The sequence below is a fragment of the Citrobacter sp. CK194 genome (assembly GCF_030333395.1).
Taxonomy (GTDB): domain Bacteria; phylum Pseudomonadota; class Gammaproteobacteria; order Enterobacterales; family Enterobacteriaceae; genus Citrobacter_B; species Citrobacter_B koseri.
Genome location: NZ_JAOWGA010000019.1, coordinates 1,066,300 through 1,088,625, shown reverse-complemented (window position 1 = coordinate 1,088,625; position 22,326 = coordinate 1,066,300). Strand labels below are relative to the sequence as shown.

At 51.5% G+C, this 22,326-nt stretch carries 24 protein-coding genes, 1 tRNA gene and 1 pseudogene; 13 read left to right on the top strand and 13 right to left on the bottom strand.

The annotated features are described in order from the left end of the window. Positions 1-5 precede the first annotated feature (5 nt). The 10 genes from ycjR to pspA all read right to left on the bottom strand — a co-directional run bounded on the left by ycjR (position 6) and on the right by pspA (position 8,354). A complete protein-coding gene (ycjR, locus tag OGX80_RS21230) occupies positions 6-794 on the bottom strand; it encodes a 3-dehydro-D-guloside 4-epimerase (RefSeq protein ID WP_115181601.1) in 789 nt (262 codons plus the stop codon). 19 nt (positions 795-813) lie between these two features. Then, the gene (gene ycjQ, locus OGX80_RS21225; RefSeq protein ID WP_071258382.1) at positions 814-1,866 is read right to left on the bottom strand and encodes a D-guloside 3-dehydrogenase; all 1,053 of its coding nucleotides are present in this window, start codon (positions 1,864-1,866) and stop codon (positions 814-816) included. A gap of 28 nt (positions 1,867-1,894) precedes the next feature. After that, positions 1,895-2,737, bottom strand: a complete 843-nt coding sequence (locus tag OGX80_RS21220; protein ID WP_115181600.1) for a carbohydrate ABC transporter permease — start codon at positions 2,735-2,737, stop codon at positions 1,895-1,897. Then, positions 2,724-3,605: a carbohydrate ABC transporter permease gene (locus OGX80_RS21215; RefSeq protein WP_110494216.1), complete on the bottom strand. Its 882-nt coding sequence runs from the start codon at positions 3,603-3,605 to the stop codon at positions 2,724-2,726. The genes OGX80_RS21220 and OGX80_RS21215 overlap by 14 nt, the downstream gene beginning before the upstream one ends. 21 nt (positions 3,606-3,626) lie before the next feature. Further along, positions 3,627-4,919, bottom strand: coding sequence for an ABC transporter substrate-binding protein (locus OGX80_RS21210; RefSeq protein WP_071258387.1), 1,293 nt, complete (start codon positions 4,917-4,919; stop codon positions 3,627-3,629). Positions 4,920-4,932: 13 nt separating this feature from the next. Next, positions 4,933-6,642: a sugar phosphorylase gene (locus OGX80_RS21205; RefSeq protein ID WP_115181599.1), complete on the bottom strand. Its 1,710-nt coding sequence runs from the start codon at positions 6,640-6,642 to the stop codon at positions 4,933-4,935. 164 nt (positions 6,643-6,806) lie between these two features. Then, positions 6,807-7,037 carry a phage shock protein PspD gene (gene pspD / locus OGX80_RS21200; RefSeq protein WP_071258391.1) on the bottom strand — a complete coding sequence of 77 codons (231 nt, stop codon included), beginning with the start codon at positions 7,035-7,037 and terminating at the stop codon, positions 6,807-6,809. 10 nt (positions 7,038-7,047) lie between these two features. Beyond that, a complete protein-coding gene (gene pspC / locus OGX80_RS21195; protein ID WP_012132267.1) occupies positions 7,048-7,407 on the bottom strand; it encodes an envelope stress response membrane protein PspC in 360 nt (119 codons plus the stop codon). Further along, positions 7,407-7,631, bottom strand: a complete 225-nt coding sequence (pspB, locus tag OGX80_RS21190; RefSeq protein WP_012132266.1) for an envelope stress response membrane protein PspB — start codon at positions 7,629-7,631, stop codon at positions 7,407-7,409. Before pspB ends, pspC begins: the two co-directional genes overlap by 1 nt. Positions 7,632-7,685: 54 nt before the next feature. Continuing rightward, positions 7,686-8,354: a phage shock protein PspA gene (pspA, locus tag OGX80_RS21185; protein WP_115181598.1), complete on the bottom strand. Its 669-nt coding sequence runs from the start codon at positions 8,352-8,354 to the stop codon at positions 7,686-7,688. 172 nt (positions 8,355-8,526) lie between these two features. Between pspA and pspF the strand changes: the two genes are divergently transcribed. Together pspF and OGX80_RS21175 are read left to right on the top strand one after the other, a co-directional pair. Then, the gene (gene pspF / locus OGX80_RS21180) at positions 8,527-9,501 is read left to right on the top strand and encodes a phage shock protein operon transcriptional activator (protein WP_012132264.1); all 975 of its coding nucleotides are present in this window, start codon (positions 8,527-8,529) and stop codon (positions 9,499-9,501) included. Between the two features lie 178 nt (positions 9,502-9,679). Then, the gene (locus OGX80_RS21175; RefSeq protein ID WP_233644105.1) at positions 9,680-10,180 is read left to right on the top strand and encodes a DUF3828 domain-containing protein; all 501 of its coding nucleotides are present in this window, start codon (positions 9,680-9,682) and stop codon (positions 10,178-10,180) included. Positions 10,181-10,627: 447 nt separating this feature from the next. Here the strand turns inward: OGX80_RS21175 and OGX80_RS21170 are convergent, their stop codons facing one another. Together OGX80_RS21170 and OGX80_RS21165 are read right to left on the bottom strand one after the other, a co-directional pair. Then, entirely contained in the window at positions 10,628-10,861 is a 234-nt protein-coding gene (locus tag OGX80_RS21170) for a hypothetical protein (RefSeq protein ID WP_369701094.1), read from the bottom strand. A gap of 85 nt (positions 10,862-10,946) precedes the next feature. Then, positions 10,947-11,174, bottom strand: coding sequence for a DNA polymerase V (locus OGX80_RS21165; protein WP_081353206.1), 228 nt, complete (start codon positions 11,172-11,174; stop codon positions 10,947-10,949). A 118-nt stretch (positions 11,175-11,292) separates the two neighbouring features. Here OGX80_RS21165 and OGX80_RS21160 point away from each other — a divergent pair, with 118 nt between their 5' ends. The 9 genes and pseudogenes from OGX80_RS21160 to OGX80_RS21120 all read left to right on the top strand — a co-directional run bounded on the left by OGX80_RS21160 (position 11,293) and on the right by OGX80_RS21120 (position 19,387). Next, on the top strand, positions 11,293-11,775 hold the full coding sequence (locus OGX80_RS21160) for an Hcp family type VI secretion system effector (RefSeq protein ID WP_115181597.1): 483 nt from the start codon (positions 11,293-11,295) through the stop codon (positions 11,773-11,775). After that, on the top strand, positions 11,772-12,254 hold the full coding sequence (locus tag OGX80_RS21155; protein WP_115181596.1) for a DUF2778 domain-containing protein: 483 nt from the start codon (positions 11,772-11,774) through the stop codon (positions 12,252-12,254). Before OGX80_RS21160 ends, OGX80_RS21155 begins: the two co-directional genes overlap by 4 nt. A 466-nt stretch (positions 12,255-12,720) precedes the next feature. Then, positions 12,721-13,113, top strand: a pseudogene (locus OGX80_RS21150) (tyrosine-type recombinase/integrase); the annotation flags it as partial. 72 nt (positions 13,114-13,185) lie between these two features. After that, complete coding sequence (gene sapA / locus OGX80_RS21145) at positions 13,186-14,829, top strand: ABC transporter substrate-binding protein SapA (RefSeq protein WP_115181595.1); 1,644 nt, start codon at positions 13,186-13,188, stop codon at positions 14,827-14,829. Next, on the top strand, positions 14,826-15,791 hold the full coding sequence (gene sapB / locus OGX80_RS21140) for a peptide ABC transporter permease SapB (RefSeq protein WP_047463560.1): 966 nt from the start codon (positions 14,826-14,828) through the stop codon (positions 15,789-15,791). Before sapA ends, sapB begins: the two co-directional genes overlap by 4 nt. Then, positions 15,778-16,668: a peptide ABC transporter permease SapC gene (sapC, locus tag OGX80_RS21135; protein WP_012132258.1), complete on the top strand. Its 891-nt coding sequence runs from the start codon at positions 15,778-15,780 to the stop codon at positions 16,666-16,668. The genes sapB and sapC overlap by 14 nt, the downstream gene beginning before the upstream one ends. Then, complete coding sequence (gene sapD / locus OGX80_RS21130) at positions 16,668-17,660, top strand: peptide ABC transporter ATP-binding protein SapD (RefSeq protein WP_012132257.1); 993 nt, start codon at positions 16,668-16,670, stop codon at positions 17,658-17,660. Before sapC ends, sapD begins: the two co-directional genes overlap by 1 nt. 1 nt (position 17,661) lies before the next feature. After that, a complete protein-coding gene (sapF, locus tag OGX80_RS21125; protein ID WP_012132256.1) occupies positions 17,662-18,468 on the top strand; it encodes a peptide ABC transporter ATP-binding protein SapF in 807 nt (268 codons plus the stop codon). A gap of 85 nt (positions 18,469-18,553) precedes the next feature. Beyond that, the gene (locus tag OGX80_RS21120; RefSeq protein WP_115181594.1) at positions 18,554-19,387 is read left to right on the top strand and encodes an SdiA-regulated domain-containing protein; all 834 of its coding nucleotides are present in this window, start codon (positions 18,554-18,556) and stop codon (positions 19,385-19,387) included. A gap of 109 nt (positions 19,388-19,496) precedes the next feature. On the opposite strand, the gene OGX80_RS21115 is transcribed toward OGX80_RS21120, so the two are convergent. Further along, positions 19,497-19,572: transfer RNA gene (locus OGX80_RS21115), tRNA-Thr, on the bottom strand. Between the two features lie 477 nt (positions 19,573-20,049). Here OGX80_RS21115 and fabI point away from each other — a divergent pair. Both fabI and OGX80_RS21105 read left to right on the top strand, forming a co-directional pair. After that, the gene (fabI, locus tag OGX80_RS21110) at positions 20,050-20,838 is read left to right on the top strand and encodes an enoyl-ACP reductase FabI (RefSeq protein ID WP_024130306.1); all 789 of its coding nucleotides are present in this window, start codon (positions 20,050-20,052) and stop codon (positions 20,836-20,838) included. A 243-nt stretch (positions 20,839-21,081) separates the two neighbouring features. Beyond that, entirely contained in the window at positions 21,082-22,239 is a 1,158-nt protein-coding gene (locus OGX80_RS21105) for a carboxymuconolactone decarboxylase family protein (protein ID WP_115181593.1), read from the top strand. The last annotated feature ends 87 nt before the right edge of the window (positions 22,240-22,326 follow it).

The following is a 22,326-nucleotide window of genomic DNA, read 5'->3' as shown; positions in this document are numbered from 1 at the left end:
CCCTCTTAGCAGGTACGCAACCAGGCCAATGACTGACGGTAGGCTTCCGGCAGATTATCTGCGCGTACCCGCCCTTCATACACCACATACCCCTGATAATTGTCCTGCCGCAACTGCTCAAACAGCGCGCCGAAATTCAGGGTGCCGGTTCCCGGCTGATAGCGGTGGTTGTCGGCAATATGCACATGGCCGAGCAGATCCCGGTTGTCATGCAGCGCCTTCGCCATATCGTCTTCTTCGATGTTCATGTGATAAAAATCACCGATAATCTCTACATGTTTGAGATCGTTTTCGACGATATAGCGACGAGCGTCGGCAAGCGTATTGATCATGTGATCCTGGTAGCGGTTAAGCGGTTCCAGGTACACCACCGTTCCAGTGCGCTCAGCCACGTTGTCAAGGAAACGCAGCGAGTCGCTCACCGCTTTGCGATCGCCTTCCAGGCTGCGCGGCGAGGCCATTGGCGGCAAACGGAAGGTAAACATTCCCCACGCGGCCGGCACGATAATGCCTTTGCCGCCCACTTCCGCCAGCGCTTCAAGAATGCGTTCAATTTGTTTCAGGCCGTTCAGACGGCGCTCTTCAATAAAATCGCCAATCCAGCCGTCGTAACCACCGCAGGCTGTGGTAACAGGCAGACCCGTTTCTTTAATCGCCGCTTTGACGTCATCAAGGTTATTGACCAGCAATTTGCCGTCGATCTCAAACCCGTCAAACCCCATCTCTTTGATATAGCGAAATTTATCCAGAATATTTTCTGGAAAGAAAGCCTGATTCTGAGTTCCAATTTTCATAGTATTCATTCCCTTAGAATTAAAACGTCACGCCCATTTTGATGCTCTTTTCCGGGTGCTTGTCGACAAACTCCATATAGCTTTCCGGGCTGTTGGCAAACGTTACGATGGGGTCGATAATCTCTTCGCAATCGAGATAACCATTCATCAGCAATTCCCAGCAGGTTTCTTCAATACGCTTACGGTTCCAGCGCGGGTAATCAGGGTTCGGCTCACTACAGGCACGAGCGAAAACGATTTTGGCGTTATTGAAGTGCGCTTCACGCCCGAGATTGAATCCCGCCGCAAACGGTTTAGCGAAAGCCACATAGGAGATAGTGCCGCCGTAGGCCAGCCCGCGCAGCGCCGACTGTAACGCGTCAGCATAACCACAGGTTTCGATGATCACATCAGCGCCCTGTTTCCCGGTCAGTTTTTTAATTTCCATACCGACATCCGTGCCGACCGGGTTCAGGCAATAATCCGCGCCATGACGACGCGCAATATCGCAGCGGTGAGCGATCGGGTCTACGCCGATAACCACTGACGCTCCCGCTTTTTTCGCCAGTTGCACCGCAATCTGACCAATCGCGCCCAGCCCGACAATCACGACAAAGTCACCCACGCGCACATTCGCGTCACGCACGCCGCTCATCGCGAATTGTGCCGGGTCATAGCAGACTGCGTTTTTCCAGGAACACCCTTCCGGCATTTTGCGCAGCTTATAGTTATTAACGGCGTTGATGATGACCGTCTCAGAAAGCGGACCATAACCACATACGCGATCGCCCACGGCATAGTCCGTCACGTCACTGCCGCATTCGATAATGTCGCCCACCACCATGTTACCGAGCTGGAACTTACCGAATTCGATACCGCGCGGCGCGCCTTCCGGGCGTGGCATAAACATCTGCCATTGCGCATCAAAATCTTCATCAATGAACGGGCTGGCAGCGCGGAAATCAACCACCTCAGTACCATGCTTCGGCGCGCCAAACAGAACGCGGATTTTCACTTCGTTGGCTAAAATCGCGCGATCTTCATACTCCACAAGCGCCGCAACGCGCGGTTCGGTGGCAACTAACTTTTTCATTTACAACTCCTTAATTAAACTGGCCGCCTTAGCCCTTCACGCCACCAGCGGTCAAACCACTCTTAATAAAACGTTCGGAAAGCGCATACATAATGACGACAGGTAATGCCGTTACCAGCGACGCCGCCATCATGCGTCCCCAGATATAATCCGGCGTGCTAAACAGCGTATTCAGCCCTACCGGAAGGGTGAAATTGCTGGCGCTGGAGAGGAAAATCGACGCAAACAGATAGTCATTCCAGGCCACCATAAAGCAGTAGACAAACACCGAGACCAGGCCAGACATCGCCAGCGGAACGGTAATGCGGAAAATAATTTGCAGACGGTTCAAGCCATCCATCATGGCGGCCTCTTCAATCTCATCCGGGATGGTGTCGAAGTAGCTTTTCAGCATGAACACCGCGGTCGGCAGCGTCTGAGTGACCATCGTGATAATGAGCGCCATTTCGGTGTCATAAACGCCTAACGCAGTGATGATTTTGAACAACGGCACCACCAGCAAAATGCCGGAAAACATGTACACGGTGTAAAAGCTGGCATTAATGGTCATGCGACCTTTAAAGCGCAGACGTGACAGCGCGTACGCGCCAAGCGTGCCCAAAAATACGGCCACAACGGATGACACTACCGACACCACCATGCTGTTACGGAAATAATCGACAAACGGGAAAATCAGCGGATTAAAAATGTCGATATAGTGTTCCAGCGTCCAGTGCTGCGGGAAAAGGGTCGGATGCAGTGAAATCGCCTCTTTCGCGCTTTTAAACGAGGTCATCAGCATCACAAAGAAAGGAAACAGCGTGATGAGAAGAAAGACGATCAGGCCACAGTAAAAGCCGACACGCTCAAGTTTGCGTTTATTTGTTGCCATTGAGATTCACCCGTTTTCTGGTCAGCAAGATGACGGCAAAAATAATGATGAAGAGCACCACGGAAATGGCGGCTGCTTTACCTAAGTCATTAAATGCAAATGCTGTTTTGTAGAGATACACTCCGAGAATATCGACCTTCGTCGTCAACAGATAAACATCGGCGAACATGTAGAACATCCAGATGGTGCGTAAGGTCACGACCGTCGCCAGCACCGGCATGATGGCGGGCAGCGTTACGATGCGAAATCGCTGCCAGGCATTCGCGCCATCCATTTCGGCTGCTTCATACAGCGATTTATCGATAGTCTGTAAGATCGCCAGGAATGAAATGAACGCATACGGGAAGTAACGCCAGATCGCAAACAACACCACCAGCGCGAAACTACTGCCCGGATTGTCGAACCACAGCGGCGCATGATCGTAGAGATGCAGCAGATCCACGCCGAGGTAGTTCACAATGCCGTAGCCGTTGTTGAACATGTACTTCCAGGCGAACACCAGCGAGATAGACGGCGTCACATAAGAGAGGATCACCAGCGAACGTGCCGTTTTACGCAGGCGAAACTCCCGGTTAAAGAACATCGCGACGCCCAGCCCCAGTGCGGTACTACCGGCCACAACCAGCGCGGTATACCAGATCGTCATCCACAGCGCGTGCCAGAACCCAGGATCGGAGAGAATGTTAATGTAGTTGCTAAACCCCACGAACGTTGAGGCAATTCGCGGATTAAGCGGCAAACGCAAAAAACTGATTTCGATATTCGATATCATCGGCCATGCCACCAGACCGCCCAGCAGTAATAAACTGGGCGCCAGCAGCAACATCGCGAATGGCATATCGGAACGACCGGAAAAAAGCCTGGTCATAACTGCTTTCCTCTTTCCGCATTAGCGCTGTTCAACAAGGGTATCCAGCTTTTTCTGGCTTTCCTTAAGGGCCGAAGACAGGCTGGCGTTACCCACCGTCACGTTATGCACCAGCGAACTCACCACGCCAGAGCCCGTCACGTCGCCCATACGGGTAAAGTTCTTGTCGCCCACCGCGCCAAACACCTGGATATTAGGCAGTTTTGCAATCAACTGATAAGGCAGATCGCCAAGCGCGTTGATCACATCGTTTTCCTTCCACACGGGCGTGTTCACCACGGCTTTGTTGACCGGCAGTGCCGCTCCCGGAGACATCATCACCCAGTCCGCAATGTTGTCCGCCTGCTCCATAAAGGTGACAAATTTCTCGGCCGCCTCCGTCTCTTCCGCTTTCTGTCCGCTGGTGATGGTCAGCGAAGTCAACATGCCATAGACGGCAGAGGTTTTTTCCGTCGGAACGACAAACCCCACGTTCTGCGGTTCGCCTTCTTTAATGACGGCCGGGAGGATATAGGTGGAATAAATCGCCATTGGTGCAGTCCCGTTCATGAAAGCGTCTTTCACTTCCATGATGTCGTTAGAACCCGGCATCGTATTTGCCGCCAGCGCACGATAATATTCCAGCGCCTGCGCCATCTCTGGCGTATCAAGGGTTATTTTTCCTTGTGCATCAAAGACGTTGGCCTGATTTGACAACGCAAACTGCGAGAAAGACTGTTCAGTCAGCACGCTCTCCGCCGTCGGTAGCGCAATACCGTATTTCTTACTGGCGGGATCGTTGAGTTTTTGCGCGACGGTCAGCAATTGCTGCCAGTTTTTTGGCTCTTCCAGCCCGGCTTTCGCCAGAACATCTTTGCGATACCAGATTCCGCCAATCCAGGCACTTACCGGAACGCCGGTCCACGCCGCGCTATCTTCAGTACGCACAATGCGCAGCACACCGTCATAAAACGCGCTTTCACCCACGTTCTGAATAACATCCGCAACAGCATCACGGTCGATCAGTTGCTCTTTATCCATCACTTTGGCGTAATCATGGCTGGTCTCAATAACCTCCGGCAGCGAGCCGCTGCGCGCCAGCGTGATCACTTTGGTGTTATAGGCATCTTCCTCAACAGGAACCTGTTTCACGGTGATTCCAGGATTTTCTTTTTCAAAACGCGTAATCAGTTTTGTAATAACGGCCTGACGCTCCTGTTCCACCGACGAATGCATAAATTCAATGGAGACATGAGATTGTTTGTCATCTTTGCACCCTGAAATCAGGGCGCAGGAAACCAGTGCTGATAACAGCACAACGTTAGATTTAAGCATTAGATGTTCCTTATTATTTTTTAATCCACATAACCTGCCATGGGTGCAGCATTAATGTTTCCCCGGTGATATAAGTTTCACTAATTAAGTCATAACCACCCGAGCAACAAATATTCATAGTTTGAATTTGATCGCTCACATTAAACAATGCAGTAATGGCTTCGCCATCTTTTGTTGTACGCGTCACTCGCATAACTTCTGATGTGAGACTCTCTATTTCAAAAGCGCTGTTCGGATGAAAGGCATTATTATGACGACGTATAATAATAAGCTTTGATAATGTCTGAAAGACGTTATGTCTTAGCGTGTCGTCATCGTTTAAAGCCGCTTCAATTGTTGCCAGATCATATTTTTTACGATTAATAGCGCGGTTATACCCCAGTTGTTCCACACCATCATAGTCATTACGAGAGCCCAGAATACTTTGAATATATACCGCAGGTACGCCAGGGAAACTCAATAATATGGCATGCGCTAAAATAAACCGGGCGAGTCTCTCATCATCACTACTGTCGCGCTTGCTGAGCGCATCCATATAAGTAACATTGATTTCGTAAGGGCTTCGACTCCCGTCCGGGTTGTTTTTCCAGTTGACTAACGCCCCTTCCTGCTGCAACGCTTCAACTAATTGCAGTATTTCCTCTTCCGGCAAAATACCGCGTAATGGATTCAGGCCTATTCCGTCATGGGAAGCCAGAAAGTTAAACCAGGTCGTTTTCGAGGATGGCAGCGACAGCGTTTTCGCCCAGTCGCACAACGCACGCGTATCCTGGCGTTGCACGGCATGCAATACCAGCGGCGGAAGAGAAAACTGGTAGACCATGTGCGCTTCATCATAGCCATTACCCAGATAGGAAATGTTATCCTGATGCGGAACGTTGGTCTCAGTAATGATGATGGTCCCCGGTGCCACCTCATCAGCAATAGCCCGGAGCAGCTTGATTAACTGGTGCGTTTTTTCCAGGTGAATACACGTTGTACCCGGTGCTTTCCACATAAACCCGACGGCGTCCAGACGAATATAGTCCGCCCCTTGTTCGAGGTAGGTCAGTAAAACATCAACCATCGCCAGCAGCACGTCAGGGCAAGCATAATTCAGGTCAATCTGATCATCACTGAATGTCGTCCATAAATGACGGACGGTGCCATCGTGCAATGTAAAAGGCGTCAGTAACGGTAATGCGCGCGGACGCGTCACTGCACTCAGGTCTGTCGAAGGGTCCATTTCAATAAAGAAATGCTCATAGCCCGGCTTTTGCTGTAAATAGTTTTTAAACCATTCACTTTTGGCAGACATATGATTGCAGACAAAATCAAACATTAATTGACTTGTTTGATTCAGTTCACCGATATCTTTCCACTCCCCTGTTTCCTGCGCCACCTGGTGATAATCAATGACCGAAAATCCATCATCAGATGACCATGGATAAAAAGGTAACAGATGGACATGAGAAAAACTCGCGCTTAGCCGTTTACGGAAGAACTGATTAAATGCGGGAAGCGGTTTTGACGTCTCACAGTGAAATTGGTCGGCATAGGTAATAAGCACAACATCACTTTCATCCCAATGCAACTTACGCTGTTTTTTAATTAATGAACGTGATTTTTCAATACGCCTTTCCAGTACGTCGTAGTGGCGTTGCGAAAATGTTTCCCCATAGACTTCAAGCAGGTATTTCTGGATTTTTTGGCTCACTTTTGTTTTCCGTGGTAGCGGTCCCATGAAAGAAGAGACTACTCCGTGAAAAATAAGCTGTCAATCAGGCGAGCGGGTTTAGAGGGGGGGTAAAAAAGAATTTTGGCAGCCCAAAAATCGTATTTGTGAGCTGCCGCAAATTACCGGGGAATATGTAATCGAAGTGTTACTCTGCGTACACAGAATCGTAGTCAGGGATGATTTCCGGTATAACGCCGGGATAATTTAGCCGCTGCCCGGCTCAGTAAAGGCTCAAGCGCCAACGCCAGCAACATCTTCAGCGGACGCCGGGCCACGGATTTCACCGCCCACCCCGCTACGCCTGCGGGACCGTAGCGTAACGCGGTCAGGAGAACCAGCTTCCCTGCAAGTTTAAAGCCCGGCTTCACCTTTTGCCCGGCGCGTTGCCAGCGAGTATTCATCTCTGTCCTCTTACAATTGACGGAAGCGGCTGCGTAACGTGAAGGTATCAGAGGTCACATAGCGCTCCATTTCGCGTAAACGTTTTTCGCCTGCGGCCAGTTCACGATCCACCGCATCTAACAGTTCACCGCTGGAAGGCTGTTGCTCGCCCGTTGCCATGCTGTCCGGCATCGGGTCCAGTACAAAAGAGAGAATGATATAAGCCACCAGGGTGAAAAATGCCAGACCAAAGAAGATCGACAACACCACCAGGATACGCACCAGTTTCACCGGTACATCAAGGTACTGCGCGATACCGGCACACACCCCTCGCACCATCCCCTGCTGCGGCATACGCCATAATTTCTTGTTCAGGTTAATTCCTCCCATTAGCGATCCCTCCAGTTCGGATGTTCGGCGTCAAGAATGGCTTCCAGCGCCTGAATACGCTCGCGCATGCGTTGCGCTTCGTCGGTTAGCTGCATTAAACGTTGCTGTTCGCTTTGCGACAGTTCGCCCCGACCGGAACGGTTGCTGTAATGCAGCCATAACCAAATCGGTAACACGAACAGCACGAAAATGGTTAACGGTATGGCCAGAAATAACGCGCTCATGAGTGCTCCTTACAGGTGATGAGCGGCGGCGCGTTCGGGCGCCGCCAGGTATTATTATTGGTTATCTTGCTTCATTTTGGCTTTCAACTGCGCCAGTTGTTCGCTGATTTCATCATCTGCTTTCAGATCGGCAAACTGCTGATCCAGGGTTCTCTGCTTGCCAAAGTTTTGGCTTTCCGCTTCCGCCTCCATCTGATCGATACGGCGTTCAAACGATTCAAAACGCGCCATAGCCTCATCCAGTTTGCCGCTGTCCAGTTGACGGCGGACATCACGGGAAGAGCTTGCCGCCTGGTGGCGCAACGTCAATGCCTGCTGACGGGCACGGGTTTCACTGAGTTTATTTTCCAGCTCGCCAATCTCTTTCTTCATCCGCACCAGCGTGTCGTCAACCAGTGTCGCTTCCTGATCGAGGGTGGCGATCAAATCCGTCAGTTTTTGTTTCTCAATCAGCGCGGCGCGCGCCAGATCCTCTTTATCTTTACGCAACGCCAGCTCGGCTTTCTCCTGCCACTCCGCCTGTTGCGCGGCGGCCTGCTCAATGCGACGGGATAACTGTTTCTTTTCTGCCAGCGCGCGCGCGGAATTAGAACGGACTTCCACCAGCGTATCTTCCATTTCCTGAATCATCAGGCGCACCAGCTTTTGCGGATCTTCCGCTTTTTCCAGCAGCGCATTAATGTTGGCGTTCACGATGTCGGCAAAACGAGAAAAAATACCCATAATTCAATCCTCACACGGTATGTTCTGATATCGGGCTATGCCCTGCTACAGGGTTAATACAATCTGCGTGCCAACTTTTTAATATATTGATTATTAAAACAATGTACGATTTTACCTCACGAGAGAAATAGGCTAAAGTGGTGAATAACACTAACAAGTGGTGAATCTCATCATGGCAGAATACAAAGATAACCTTCTCGGCGAAGCCAACAGCTTTCTTGAAGTGCTGGAGCAGGTTTCCCATCTGGCGCCGCTGGATAAACCCGTGCTTATCATTGGCGAACGCGGAACAGGGAAAGAGCTGATCGCCAACCGGCTGCATTTTCTCTCAACGCGCTGGCAAGGGCCGTTCATCTCCCTTAACTGCGCCGCGCTCAATGAAAACCTGCTCGACTCCGAGTTATTTGGTCATGAAGCAGGCGCATTTACCGGAGCGCAAAAACGTCATCCCGGGCGCTTTGAACGCGCCGATGGCGGTACGCTCTTTTTGGATGAGCTGGCGACCGCTCCCATGCTGGTTCAGGAAAAACTGCTGCGGGTGATCGAATACGGCGAGCTGGAGCGCGTCGGCGGCAGCCAGCCGTTGCAGGTTAATGTGCGTCTGGTCTGTGCGACAAATGCCGATTTGCCGCAAATGGTGAGCGAAGGGACATTTCGCGCCGATCTGCTGGACCGGCTCGCTTTCGACGTCGTACAGCTTCCCCCTTTACGCCAGCGTCAAAGCGACATCATGTTAATGGCCGAACACTTTGCCATTCAGATGTGCCGTGAGATTCATCTGCCCCTCTTCCCGGGTTTTACCGCGCGGGCGAGAGAAACCCTGCTTCAGTACCGCTGGCCGGGAAATATTCGTGAGCTGAAAAACGTGGTTGAGCGTTCGGTTTATCGGCATGGCAGCAGCGATTATCCGTTAGATGAAATTATCATCGACCCATTTAAGCGTGACATTCCCGAACCGACGCCGCCGGAAACGCCCGTTTCTGCGCCATCATTGCCGCTGGATTTACGCGAATTTCAGCAACAGCAGGAGAAAGACTTTCTGCAAATCAGCCTGCAACAGGCGAAATTTAATCAAAAACGGGCAGCAGAATTGCTGGGTCTGACCTACCACCAGTTGCGCGCATTGCTCAAAAAACATCAGATTTAGCGCTCATGCCCGGGACAGTTGTTCTCATTCTGTGGGGGTAATATGTTAAGTGAATTAATTAGGTTTTCTTTATAATTAATTTCGATATTGGTTAATAACATAATAAAAATAATTACAAAGGTGATTGAATTTCCAGCGTAATGTTATACCCAACGATTTTGCATACAAGGGAAATGCCATGAATTGGGATAAACACGCAGCCGTAGAATACGCACGCAGACACGCTATGATGGGTGCGAGCCTGGCTGGCTTGTTAATCAGCTCTTCTGCTTTTGCGGCGTTGTCTCCCGGCGGACCCGAAGCTACAGCTTTAACATTTAATCGCTGGTACATATCCCAGCTAATACAGGAGAAAAATCCACTGGCTGATTATGAGGGACTCCAGCCCTACGTTACAGCAAACACCATTGCTGCGTTAAAGGCCTCAAATACAGCAGACCCAAGCTCCGAAGATGTACCCGATTCTGATATGTTCATCAAAGCCCAGGATTTTGACGATGACTGGCAGCAAATAGAGATCGTCTCATCAGACTTAGATCCCGTATGTACACAGGTTTATGTCTCTTTCGGCGCTGAACAGAAACACACCGTAATAGACTGCATGGTGAAAGAAAACGGTACCTGGAAAGTACAATCTGTCGCAGGCCAGAAAATATTGCGAAACGTAAGCCTGAAGTAATCATGTATCAAAGCCCGTAACTTAACTGAACGGGCATTTCCTTTGGTGTTTATTCAACCAGTATGACGATTCCTTCATCGCAATTGTGTACATTTCCGCCAGTTGTCCGCAGTCATTTTTACCTGGCGGGCCGAAGTGCGATACACTTTGCAGATCGAATCTAAAAACCTTAAAAATTATTTGCGCATTTTAAATCTCTCTTGCGAATCAATAATTTATAAAATAAACAATTAGTTAGAACAATCACCATTAAGACAATGTGAGTCATTACTGGTCATTTTACTGCCCCAAAACCTGTCCCCAGGCAATTTTCGCCCCCAAATTTGCCCCCAAAAATCCCACTTTGCGTAGCTCCTTCCAGTTTCGAAACACCCAGTTTTACCGGCTCCTGATCTTGCTTCATGATGTTCGTGTTTAAAATCATAAAGTTTCGGTGCGCACCGCTTTTTAGACAGGGATATCATCTTCAGTTGCACGGTTAATGAAAAACGTTACACGTCCCAACACCTCAACTTCAGCCAGAGCAGTACCTTCGATCGCTTCGCCATCGTCTGTGATAAGCACCTCCCCCATAAGCTTTGCAAACTGAGTGTTTCCATCGAATAGGATCAGCAGCACGTCACCTGGTGTCTTTCTGGTTGCAGGCTCAATGACAGCAAACCCGACGTCAGTTTCAAGCACTCTGCTTTCCGCCCCTATATTGCATAGAACTGCAGGTGAGAGCGCGCACTCAACGTAATCGGTAGCTGGTGAAGGGAAACCCATCTCATAGCCCTCCGTTCGGATTGAAAAGCTGGAAAGTACGATCTTTGCCTTCGTGGTCAGTAACATCCTTGAACGTCGTCACATACGTTTCTATCCAGGTGTTGGCCTGTCCCAGAGACCAGTTCCAGTTCACTTTTCCCAACTCGCTCAAGAATGCCTGAGTAGTGACAGTTCTGCGTCCATTCGGTTCAATGCGGATAATTGAAAAAATCAATATTGCAAACCTCATCAATAACCAACTGAAATATATAGATTTTGCATAACACATTTTGCCTAATAATCTTAATAATTAGGGGTTTATTAACGTTTCTAGCATATGAACCGTTAATAAAAAAAGGAGTTTTGAAATGGCAATCCCGGCATATCTTTGGCTGAAAGATGATGGCGGCGCAGATATCAAAAGCGCTGTTGATGTACAAGATCGCGAAGGAAGTATTGAGGTTTTGGGGTTCGGTCATGGACTACATCTGCCGACCGATAATATGACAGGGAAGATCACCGGCACACGCGTACATAGCGCTCTTGTATTTGAAAAGGAGTTCGACAGCTCAAGCCCATATCTGTACAAAGCAGTGGCAAAGGGTCAGACATTGAAAAGTGCGAAGTTCAAATGGTACCGCATTAATGACGCCGGGCAGGAGGTGGAATACATCAACATGCTGCTAGAGAACGTCAAAGTCGTCTCGATTCGCCCGATGATGCACGACGTGAAGACCCCTGCCACCGAGAAGCATAACCATCTCGAAAGCGTTGCGCTACGATACGAGAAAATCACCTGGAAGCACTGCGACGGCAACATCATCTTTTCTGATGAATGGAAAGACAGATGATCCGCTGCACATTTCATCTCAATAGCGGACAGCTGTCGACGCTGAGCTGCCCTGGCGTGGGATTCTTTCCGGCTTACTCTGGAAACGCGGGTGAGAACAGAAACAATCCGGACAAAACCGGCGTTCCGGAGAAGGGGCCGCTTCCACCCGGTAAATACTATATTGTCGCCAGACCGGGTAGCGGCGCGGTGCATTTCATCAAAAACGTGGCATATTCGGTAGCGTCTGGCTCGAATTATTTCAACTGGTTCGCGTTATATCGTGAAGACTCGAATATTGATGATTATACGTTCGTCGAGGAAGTAAAGAGAGGGAATTTCAGACTGCATCCCGCGGGATACAAAGGAGTAAGCAACGGCTGTATAACGTTCGTCAGCACTACTCATTACAACATATTGAGAGAAGCCATTTTAAGACAGCCGACATTTAGAATAAACGGGACGCACCTCGTCGCGTTCGGCACGGTGCAGGTGTACTGATGAATACTTTAAAATTTACAGTGTTATGGCATATTTATTTATTATCGTATGCTTGCATTTTTATTGCATTTTTTGCGGTAGTACCAGAGCAACAATTGTTCACATGGCTGTCAAATAAATATGGGTTTATTGATATTGAGAAGTGGGATATTTACTATTCATTATTCACTCTATTGACTACAGCCTTGCTGAATAGTTTATTCATTATCATAACCTTTCGACTTGTTAGAAAAAACAGTCGAGCGAATAACAACTATTAATACACATAGGGGAGGATTCCCTCCCCCTGTTCATCTTTAAGTTTTTGCCGCATTAATTATTACGTCAATGCCAGCCAGTTCAGCCCCGTTTTTACCTGAGCCGAAATTCGTCACAGTATTGTACTGGCTATACGACGGTAGAGCAGCATCTTTATCCGCAGCGGCTTTTCTGACTGCAACTGTTGCAGCGTACTCTGCTGCTTTGGCTTACCGGGCATATGGAAAAGACAGATATCGTTTTCAATCATAGAGAGCATGGACACACTGAACAACAAAGCCTCAGATTCGTGTTTGTTCCAGGAAAACAGTCAAAGGATGGGAGCACTTATTTTTCGCGGGGTTCCATCGCAAGCAGTTGGAAACGAGCAGTGAAACGATCCGGCATCAGGAGGCGCCCACCCTATCAGTCGCGCCATACTTACGCCTGCTGGCTATTGTCCACCGGGGCTAACCCTTCGTTTATTGCGAGTCAGATGGGCCATGAAAATGCTAAGATGGTTTATGAGGTATATTCGAAGTGGATAGCTGGTATGAACGCTGATCAGGTTGCAATGTTAAACGCCCGATTACCATCACTACTGCCCCCATTATGCCCCTAAACACAAACGGCAATGGCAAATGTCATTAAATATTAGTAAGATAGCATCTTTATACATAATCCCTTAAAAATTATGCGCCTGGTTTTATCGTCTCTGATCGTGATGGCTGGACTCCTGAGTGGTCAGGCTGCGGCTGCGCCTGAACCGACTATGCATGCTGATATTCGCGACAGCGGCTTTGTCTATTGCGTCAGTGGGCAGGTCAACACCTTCAATCCACAAAAAGCGAGCAGTGGCCTGATCGTTGATACGCTTGCCGCCCAGCTGTATGACAGACTGCTGGATGTGGACCCTTATACTTATCGTCTGGTGCCGGAACTGGCAGAAAGCTGGGAAGTGCTGGACAACGGCGCGACCTACCGTTTCCACCTGCGTCGCAACGTCTCTTTCCAGAAGACCGCCTGGTTCACCCCTACCCGCAAGCTGAACGCGGATGACGTGGTGTTTACCTTCGAGCGCATTTTTGATCGCAAACATCCCTGGCATAACGTTAACGGCGGCAGCTTTCCCTATTTCGACAGTTTGCAGTTTGCCGATAACGTCCAGAGCGTGCGTAAGCTGGACAACAATATTGTCGAATTTCGCCTGACCCAACCAGACGCCTCCTTCTTATGGCATCTGGCGACGCACTATGCGTCAGTCATGTCAGCGGAATATGCGGCGCAGCTGACAAAGCAGGATCACCCGGAACTGATTGACCGCCAGCCGGTCGGCACCGGCCCGTTCCAGCTCTCGGAATATCGCGCCGGACAATATATTCGTCTGCAACGTCATGAGGGATTCTGGCGTGGTAAACCGCTGATGCCGCAGGTGGTGGTTGACTTGGGCTCCGGCGGCACAGGCCGTTTATCGAAATTGCTCACCGGCGAATGCGATGTGCTGGCCTGGCCTGCCGCCAGTCAGCTCACGATTCTGCGCGACGATCCGCGCCTGCGTTTGACGCTGCGCCCCGGTATGAACATCGCCTACCTGGCCTTTAATACCGATAAGCCGCCGCTGAATAATCCCGCCGTACGCCATGCGCTGGCGTTGTCGATCAACAACCAGCGGCTGATGCAGTCGATCTACTACGGTACAGCGGAAACCGCCGCCTCTATTTTGCCGCGCGCCTCGTGGGCCTATGACAACGAGGCTAAAATTACAGAATACAATCCGGCTAAATCCCGCGAGCAGTTGAAAGCGCTGGGGCTGGAAAACTTAACGCTACAGCTGTGGGTGCCGACCAGTTCCCAGGCCTGGAACCCCAGCCCGCTGAAAACCGCCGAGCTGATCCAGGCGGATATGGCGCAGGTCGGCGTAAAAGTGGTGATTGTTCCGGTAGAAGGTCGTTTCCAGGAGGCGCGGTTGATGGACATGAACCATGATCTGACGTTGTCCGGTTGGGCAACCGACAGTAACGATCCAGACAGCTTCTTCAGGCCGTTGCTGAGCTGCGCCGCCATTAACTCACAGACCAACTTTGCACACTGGTGCCATCCTGAGTTTGACGGCATTCTGCGAAAAGCACTCTCGTCCCAGCAGCTTGCGGCGCGTATTGACGCGTATGATGAAGCGCAAAATATTCTGGCAAAAGAGCTGCCGATACTGCCGCTCGCCTCCTCGCTGCGTTTACAGGCTTATCGCTATGATATTAAAGGGCTGGTTTTAAGTCCCTTTGGTAACGCCTCGTTTGCCGGTGTTTCGCGGGAAAAAGAAGATGAGGTGAAAAAACCATGATTATTTTCACCCTGCGTCGGTTTCTGCTGCTGTTGGTCACGCTGTTCTTTCTGACCTTTATCGGCTTTAGCCTGAGCTATTTCACGCCCCATGCGCCATTACAGGGCGCATCGTTGTGGAACGCCTGGGTTTTCTGGTTTAACAGCCTGATCCACTGGGATTTTGGTGTTTCCAGCATTAACGGCCAGTTGATCTCTGAACAGCTCAAAGAGGTTTTTCCCGCCACGATGGAGCTGTGCATTCTCGCTTTCGGCTTTGCCCTGATGGTCGGGATCCCGGTGGGGATGCTGGCAGGCGTAACGCGGAATAAATGGCCAGACCGTTTCATCAGCGCCCTCGCTTTAGTGGGATTTTCGATTCCGGTCTTCTGGCTGGCGCTGCTGTTGACGCTGTTTTTCTCGCTCACGCTCGGCTGGCTGCCGGTATCAGGTCGTTTTGATCTGCTTTACGAAGTGAAGCCGGTCACCGGTTTCGCCATTATTGATGCCTGGATTTCCGACTCGCCCTGGCGCGATGAGATGGTGATGAGCGCAGTACGCCACATGGTATTGCCGGTGCTGACGCTGGCCGTCGCCCCCACCACGGAAGTGATTCGTCTGATGCGCATCAGCACTATTGAAGTGTATGACCAGAATTACGTGAAGGCAGCGGCGACGCGCGGTCTGTCACGGCTGACGATTCTGCGTCGGCATGTGCTGCACAACGCGCTGCCGCCGGTGATCCCGCGTCTCGGCTTGCAGTTTTCCACCATGCTGACGCTGGCGATGATCACCGAGATGGTCTTTAGCTGGCCGGGGCTGGGACGCTGGTTGATCAACGCTATCCGCCAGCAGGACTACGCCGCTATTTCCGCAGGCGTAATGGTGGTTGGTTCGCTGGTGATTATCGTCAACGTGATCTCTGATATTTTGGGTGCTATGGCTAACCCTCTGAAACATAAGGAATGGTATGCCTTACGATAGTGTGTACAGCGAAAAGCGCCCACCGGGAACGCTGCGCACTGCCTGGCGCAAATTTTATGGCGACGCTTCTGCGATGGTCGGTCTTTACGGCTGCGCAGGTCTGGTGGTGCTGTGTATTTTTGGCAGTTGGTTTGCTCCCTACGGCATCGATCAGCAGTTCCTCGGCTACCAGTTGTTGCCGCCGTCCTGGTCGCGCTATGGCGAAGTCTCGTTTTTTCTGGGCACGGACGATCTGGGGCGTGACGTTTTAAGTCGCCTGCTGAGCGGCGCGGCGCCCACCGTCGGCGGCGCGTTTATCGTCACGCTGGCGGCAACGCTGTGCGGCCTGATTCTGGGCGTTGTCGCCGGGGCTACGCACGGCTTACGCTCCGCCGTACTCAACCATATTCTGGACACCCTGCTCTCTATTCCGTCGTTGCTGTTAGCGATTATCGTTGTTGCCTTTGCCGGGCCGCATCTGAGTCACGCAATGTTTGCCGTCTGGCTCGCACTGCTGCCGCGTATGGTGCGTTCGGTCTACAGCATGGTGCATGACGAGCTGGAAAAAGAGTATGTAATCGCCGCGCGTCTAGATGGCGCCACCACGCTCAATATTCTCTGGTTCGCCATTCTGCCCAATATTACCGCCGGTCTGATTACCGAAATCACCCGCGCGTTGTCGATGGCGATCCTCGATATCGCCGCGCTCGGTTTTCTCGACCTCGGCGCGCAACTCCCCTCTCCTGAATGGGGCGCCATGCTCGGCGACGCGCTGGAGCTGATATATGTTGCGCCGTGGACGGTGATGTTACCTGGCGCGGCAATTATGATCAGCGTTCTGCTGGTGAACCTGCTCGGCGACGGCATCCGGCGCGCGATTATCGCGGGGGTGGAATAATGCCGTTACTGGATATCCGTAACCTGACCATTGAATTTAAAACCGGCGAAGACTGGGTTAAAGCCGTAGATCGGGTCAGTATGACGTTAAATGAAGGGGAAATTCGTGGACTGGTCGGCGAATCCGGCTCCGGGAAAAGCCTGATTGCGAAAGCCATTTGCGGTGTGGCGAAAGACAACTGGCGCGTCACCGCCGACCGTATGCGCTTTGACGATATCGACCTGCTGCGTCTTTCCGCACGCGAGCGCCGCAAACTGGTCGGCCATAACGTGTCGATGATCTTTCAGGAACCGCAGTCGTGCCTTGATCCTTCGGAGCGCATTGGCCGTCAACTGATGCAGAATATTCCCGCCTGGACCTATAAAGGTCGCTGGTGGCAGCGTATTGGCTGGCGAAAACGCCGTGCCATTGAACTGTTGCACCGGGTCGGCATTAAAGATCACAAAGACGCGATGCGCAGTTTTCCGTATGAGCTGACGGATGGCGAATGTCAGAAAGTCATGATCGCCATTGCGCTCGCCAATCAGCCGCGCTTGCTGATTGCCGACGAACCGACCAACGCGATGGAACCCACCACCCAGGCGCAGATTTTCCGCCTGCTGACGCGCCTGAACCAGAACAGCAATACCACTATTTTGCTGATCAGCCATGACCTGCAAATGCTCAGCCAGTGGGCAGACAAAATCAACGTTCTGTATTGCGGGCAGACGGTTGAAACTGCGCCCAGTAAGGATCTGGTGGCGACGCCTCACCACCCTTATACTCAGGCGCTCATCCGCGCGATACCGGATTTTGGCAGCGCCATGCCGCATAAAAGCCGCCTGAATACCATGCCAGGGGCAATCCCGCTGCTGGAACAATTACCGATAGGTTGTCGTCTGGGGCCGCGTTGCCCGTATGCTCAACGAGAATGCATTGAAACCCCGCGTCTGACCGGGGCGAAGAATCATCTCTACGCCTGTCATTTTCCGCTGAATATGGAGAAAGAGTGACATGGTGGAAACCCTGCTCGAAGTGCGTAACCTGAGTAAAACCTTCCGCTACCGTACAGGATGGTTCCGGCGTCAGACCGTCGAGGCGGTAAAGCCGCTCAGCTTCACCTTACGCGAACGCCAGACGCTCGCCATTATTGGCGAGAATGGCTCCGGCAAATCCACGCTGGCGAAAATGCTGGCAGGAATGATCGCGCCGACCAGCGGCGAACTGCTGATTGACGATCATCCGCTGAAATACGGCGACTACTCGTTTCGCAGCCAGCGCATCCGCATGATTTTTCAGGACCCGTCAACGTCACTCAATCCACGACAGCGCATCTCGCAGATTCTGGATTTCCCGCTGCGGTTGAATACCGATCTGGAACCGGAGCAGCGACGTAAGCAGATTATTGAAACCATGCGGATGGTCGGCCTTCTCCCTGACCACGTCAGCTATTATCCGCACATGCTGGCGCCAGGGCAGAAACAGCGTCTGGGATTAGCCCGCGCCCTGATTTTACGCCCGAAGGTGATCATCGCCGACGAAGCGCTGGCTTCGCTCGATATGTCGATGCGCTCGCAGCTCATCAACCTGATGCTGGAACTCCAGGAAAAACAGGGGATTTCGTATATCTACGTCACTCAGCATCTGGGGATGATGAAACACATCAGCGATCAGGTGCTGGTCATGCATCAGGGCGAAGTGGTCGAACGCGGCAGCACTGCTGATGTTCTCGCCTCTCCGTTACATGAACTCACCCGCCGTTTGATCGCAGGACACTTCGGCGAAGCCCTCACCGCCGACGCCTGGCGAAAAGATCGCTAGCCTGAAGGAGCGTTATGATGTTGTTGTCTGAACCAATTAACGGCCATTTGGCCATCCACCACGCGCCCCGAATGCAGGAGCGCCCATGAGAAAATATTCCTGGCTGATCCTGTGTCTGGCGCTGGCTGTGCTACTGGCGTCCGCTTTCGCATTCACTCGCGCTGACAACCAGACTGAACCGGCATTCGGCTACACTCTGGACTTCAAAAAACCGTTGTCCGGGATCGACAATTTATCCTCCCTGAGCTACGTGCCCGAAGAAGATGTTTTTGTCGCCACCCTCAACAGACCCGCCACCATCCTCAAACTGTCTAAAAATGGAGAAATACTCGCCAGAAAAAGCATCGCAGATCGGATTAAAGATGCTGAATCAATTGAATACGTGGGTAACGGGACATACTTACTGGTCGATGAAGCAGACTCCGCGATGTATGTTTACCAGCTCAGCCAGGATCTGGACATCAGGTCAGTGAGAAAAATAGAAACAGACCTGTTTGAGAACGCGCGCAATCGGGGAATCGAAGGCATTGCCTGGATGGCCGGACGAAATGAACTCTATTTCGCCAAAGAACGTAAACCGGTCATGCTGTACCGAACCCAAAGCGACGGCGGCCTTACTCATTTTTCTGAGATCGTCCCACTGGATGATCTGATTAAAAATCTGGACGTAGACGATATCTCCGCCCTTCACATCCACGGTGAACATCTGCTGATCTTATCTGATGAGTCACGCAGCCTGACAGAGATAGACCTGAACGGCAATGTGCTGCGCCGGATGTCATTAACGCAGGGCGAAAATGGTCTTGAGGAAGATATCCCGCAACCTGAAGGCGTGTCGATGGATAAGGCCGGCAACATTTATATTATGAGTGAGCCGAACCTGTTTTATCGATTTGAAAAGGTCTCGACTGGCAGGTAAACCGTAAGTTCAGACTCTTCTTTCCCGTTGAAGCGCGGTTTTGACGGGAGAGAAGAAACGGCGATACGCGGGCTTTTATGAAGTCAGAAAACACTGGAAACGTTTGAAATGGTGCCGACTACCGGAATCGAACTGGTGACCTACTGATTACAAGTCAGTTGCTCTACCTACTGAGCTAAGTCGGCCTGGGCCGCCATCGAGGCCTCGAACCCCGTTCCCTACAACACCCACAATAAATGTCGTTCGCTCTTCCAGATGAGCTAATGGCGGTTTGACGGTTCTTGTGAGTTATCACGCACTTACGCGTCATAACGAACCGGCTGCGAATAATACATAAGTAGAATTAGTCATGCAACCATTATGATTCGTCCAAATGTATTTATCCCTTATATTCGCAGCGCGTCACCCGCTCGTGCTGGTTGGATGAGGCGAACCTGATAGCGAGTGATATACTGGACGGATGCAGGAAAATATCGAAAGTAAACAGGCTCGTCCTGCGCCGCCCCGGAGCTAAGTCACGGGAAATGACGGAAAAATATCGTGACACAAAGGGCTGTGAGTGGGATATAATTTCGAGCTAATTTCGAATAACTTTGAAATGTTGCTTTTAATTTATTGATATTAAAAGCAAAAAATAAGTAATGACTATAAGGATTAAAGCTATGGGTTTTCTTTCCGGTAAGCGCATTCTGGTAACGGGTGTTGCCAGCAAATTGTCCATCGCCTACGGTATCGCTCAGGCGATGCGCCGCGAAGGAGCTGAACTGGCGTTCACCTACCAGAACGACAAACTGAAAGGCCGCGTGGAAGAGTTTGCCGCTCAACTGGATTCCAGCATCGTGTTGCAGTGTGATGTAGCTGAAGATGCCAGCATCGACGCTATGTTTGCCGAGCTGGGTAAAGTCTGGCCGAAATTCGACGGTTTCGTTCACTCTATCGGCTTCGCGCCTGGCGATCAGCTGGATGGCGACTATGTGAATGCCGTTACCCGTGAAGGCTTTAAAATCGCGCACGACATCAGCTCTTACAGCTTTGTGGCGATGGCAAAAGCTTGCCGTACCATGCTGAATCCGGGTTCCGCCCTGCTGACCCTGTCTTATCTGGGTGCTGAGCGTGCAATCCCGAACTACAACGTCATGGGTCTGGCAAAAGCGTCTCTGGAAGCAAACGTGCGTTACATGGCTAACGCGATGGGCCCGGAAGGTGTTCGTGTTAACGCAATCTCCGCAGGTCCGATCCGTACTCTGGCCGCGTCCGGCATCAAAGATTTCCGTAAAATGCTGTCGCATTGCGAAGCGGTTACGCCGATTCGCCGCACTGTTACCATTGAAGATGTGGGCAACTCTGCCGCCTTCCTGTGCTCCGATCTGTCTGCCGGTATCTCCGGTGAAGTCGTTCACGTCGACGGCGGTTTCAGCATCGCAGCCATGAACGAACTGGAACTGAAATAATCGTTTCACTTCCCTCAATGGGCGGCGCAGCGTCGCCCATTATTCCCTTCTCTGATGACGCCTTTCACCCCCTTCCATTCTTCGCGCGCTGTCGCATCGCGGTATATATCATTCTGATATTTATTATCACCTAACAATCTTTTATCCCCTCTCTTGCTTACGCCAGGATAATGCAGCGAAAACGATCCGGCGTGATTCGACGACGACGTGTCCGGGTCGCCACTTTTAGACCAAGGAACGCCCATGGAACAACGCCGAATTGAAGGCAAAAGCCACTGGTATCATGAAACCCAGTCCAGCACTTATCCGCAAGAGGTTCTCCCGCTGGTGCCGGAAGCCGCGAACGTCGAGGACAGTTTTCTGCTGGATTTAGCGATCGCCGAAGACGTGCTTTTACCCTTTCAGTCCTGGTTGCACCCTGCCCGTCAACTTGCTCAACGCCTCTTTCCCGAGCGCGTCACACAGAATCGTCTCCACACGTTCAGCGCCTATGAACGGATGAGTACCGCATTGACCGTTGCCCAGGTCTATGGCGTACAGCGGCTCTGTAACCATTACGCCGCGCGACTGACCCCGCTTCCCGGCCCGGACTCTTCCCGGGAGAGTAACCACCGACTGGCGCAAATCACGCAATACGCGCGTCAACTGGCCAGTTCCCCTGCGGTCATTAATGCCCGCGACCGCCAGCATCTTGACGATGTGGGTCTGACGACCTGCGACATCATTCTGATAAACCAGATTATTGGTTTTGTGGGTTTTCAGGCGCGCGTCGTGGCGATATTTCAGGCTTATCATGGACACCCCGTTCGCTGGGTGCCGGGTCTGGATATACAGCAATTCGCCGATGCGCAGCTTTTCCAGGAAAAGGACGCGCAATGGCACCCGGCTCAGGAAGGCGTGGAAATACGTTACGCCAGCGCCGAACAGCTGGAGTGCCTGTCTCACCATCAGCCGGTTGCAGAACTGCTGACGCTCGCGCCAGTCCTGGTTCACGAACCCGCCCTGCTTTCTTTGTTTGGCACACTGCTCACCAGCGCCCTGCGTACGGATGCGCCACCGGCGTCGCTCTCGCTCGCCACGCTGCTCACGTCGCGCATCAATGGCAGCGTCGCCTGTTTTAATGAACAGTCACGCCACGCGGGCGAATGGGCAGAGACAATTTCGGTGTTCCGCCGGGGTGAACGGGAGATACAGCACTGGGAAAGCCAACATCCGGTTGAGCGTCCTGTCACGCAAGCGATACAATGGCTGACCAGGGCGCCCGATCGTTTTAGCGCTGCGCAATTCACGCCGTTACTCGAACAAGGGGCGTCACTGGAACAGGCCGTCAACTTGCTGGGCTGGTGCGGATTGTGCGGTTGGTTGAACCGTTTAAAAATCGCGTTGGGCGAAACACATTAACCGCGCCTTTACTGAAAGAGCGCTTGCTGCGCCAGGCAGAATCGCGTAAAACTGTCAGCCGCTCTTTTGGCCACGAAAATAGACAAT

Excerpts from the sequence above, each read along its gene's own strand:
- ycjR (WP_115181601.1), bottom strand. The coding sequence starts at position 794 with ATGAAAATTGGAACTCAGAATCAGGCTTTCTTTCCAGAAAATATTCTG.
- ycjQ (WP_071258382.1), bottom strand. The coding sequence starts at position 1,866 with ATGAAAAAGTTAGTTGCCACCGAACCGCGCGTTGCGGCGCTTGTGGAG.
- OGX80_RS21220 (WP_115181600.1), bottom strand. The coding sequence starts at position 2,737 with ATGGCAACAAATAAACGCAAACTTGAGCGTGTCGGCTTTTACTGTGGC.
- OGX80_RS21215 (WP_110494216.1), bottom strand. The coding sequence starts at position 3,605 with ATGACCAGGCTTTTTTCCGGTCGTTCCGATATGCCATTCGCGATGTTG.
- OGX80_RS21210 (WP_071258387.1), bottom strand. The coding sequence starts at position 4,919 with ATGCTTAAATCTAACGTTGTGCTGTTATCAGCACTGGTTTCCTGCGCC.
- OGX80_RS21205 (WP_115181599.1), bottom strand. The coding sequence starts at position 6,642 with ATGGGACCGCTACCACGGAAAACAAAAGTGAGCCAAAAAATCCAGAAA.
- pspD (WP_071258391.1), bottom strand. The coding sequence starts at position 7,037 with ATGAATACTCGCTGGCAACGCGCCGGGCAAAAGGTGAAGCCGGGCTTT.
- pspC (WP_012132267.1), bottom strand. The coding sequence starts at position 7,407 with ATGGGAGGAATTAACCTGAACAAGAAATTATGGCGTATGCCGCAGCAG.
- pspB (WP_012132266.1), bottom strand. The coding sequence starts at position 7,631 with ATGAGCGCGTTATTTCTGGCCATACCGTTAACCATTTTCGTGCTGTTC.
- pspA (WP_115181598.1), bottom strand. The coding sequence starts at position 8,354 with ATGGGTATTTTTTCTCGTTTTGCCGACATCGTGAACGCCAACATTAAT.
- pspF (WP_012132264.1), top strand. The coding sequence starts at position 8,527 with ATGGCAGAATACAAAGATAACCTTCTCGGCGAAGCCAACAGCTTTCTT.
- OGX80_RS21175 (WP_233644105.1), top strand. The coding sequence starts at position 9,680 with ATGAATTGGGATAAACACGCAGCCGTAGAATACGCACGCAGACACGCT.
- OGX80_RS21165 (WP_081353206.1), bottom strand. The coding sequence starts at position 11,174 with ATGAGGTTTGCAATATTGATTTTTTCAATTATCCGCATTGAACCGAAT.
- OGX80_RS21160 (WP_115181597.1), top strand. The coding sequence starts at position 11,293 with ATGGCAATCCCGGCATATCTTTGGCTGAAAGATGATGGCGGCGCAGAT.
- OGX80_RS21155 (WP_115181596.1), top strand. The coding sequence starts at position 11,772 with ATGATCCGCTGCACATTTCATCTCAATAGCGGACAGCTGTCGACGCTG.
- sapA (WP_115181595.1), top strand. The coding sequence starts at position 13,186 with ATGCGCCTGGTTTTATCGTCTCTGATCGTGATGGCTGGACTCCTGAGT.
- sapB (WP_047463560.1), top strand. The coding sequence starts at position 14,826 with ATGATTATTTTCACCCTGCGTCGGTTTCTGCTGCTGTTGGTCACGCTG.
- sapC (WP_012132258.1), top strand. The coding sequence starts at position 15,778 with ATGCCTTACGATAGTGTGTACAGCGAAAAGCGCCCACCGGGAACGCTG.
- sapD (WP_012132257.1), top strand. The coding sequence starts at position 16,668 with ATGCCGTTACTGGATATCCGTAACCTGACCATTGAATTTAAAACCGGC.
- sapF (WP_012132256.1), top strand. The coding sequence starts at position 17,662 with ATGGTGGAAACCCTGCTCGAAGTGCGTAACCTGAGTAAAACCTTCCGC.
- OGX80_RS21120 (WP_115181594.1), top strand. The coding sequence starts at position 18,554 with ATGAGAAAATATTCCTGGCTGATCCTGTGTCTGGCGCTGGCTGTGCTA.
- fabI (WP_024130306.1), top strand. The coding sequence starts at position 20,050 with ATGGGTTTTCTTTCCGGTAAGCGCATTCTGGTAACGGGTGTTGCCAGC.
- OGX80_RS21105 (WP_115181593.1), top strand. The coding sequence starts at position 21,082 with ATGGAACAACGCCGAATTGAAGGCAAAAGCCACTGGTATCATGAAACC.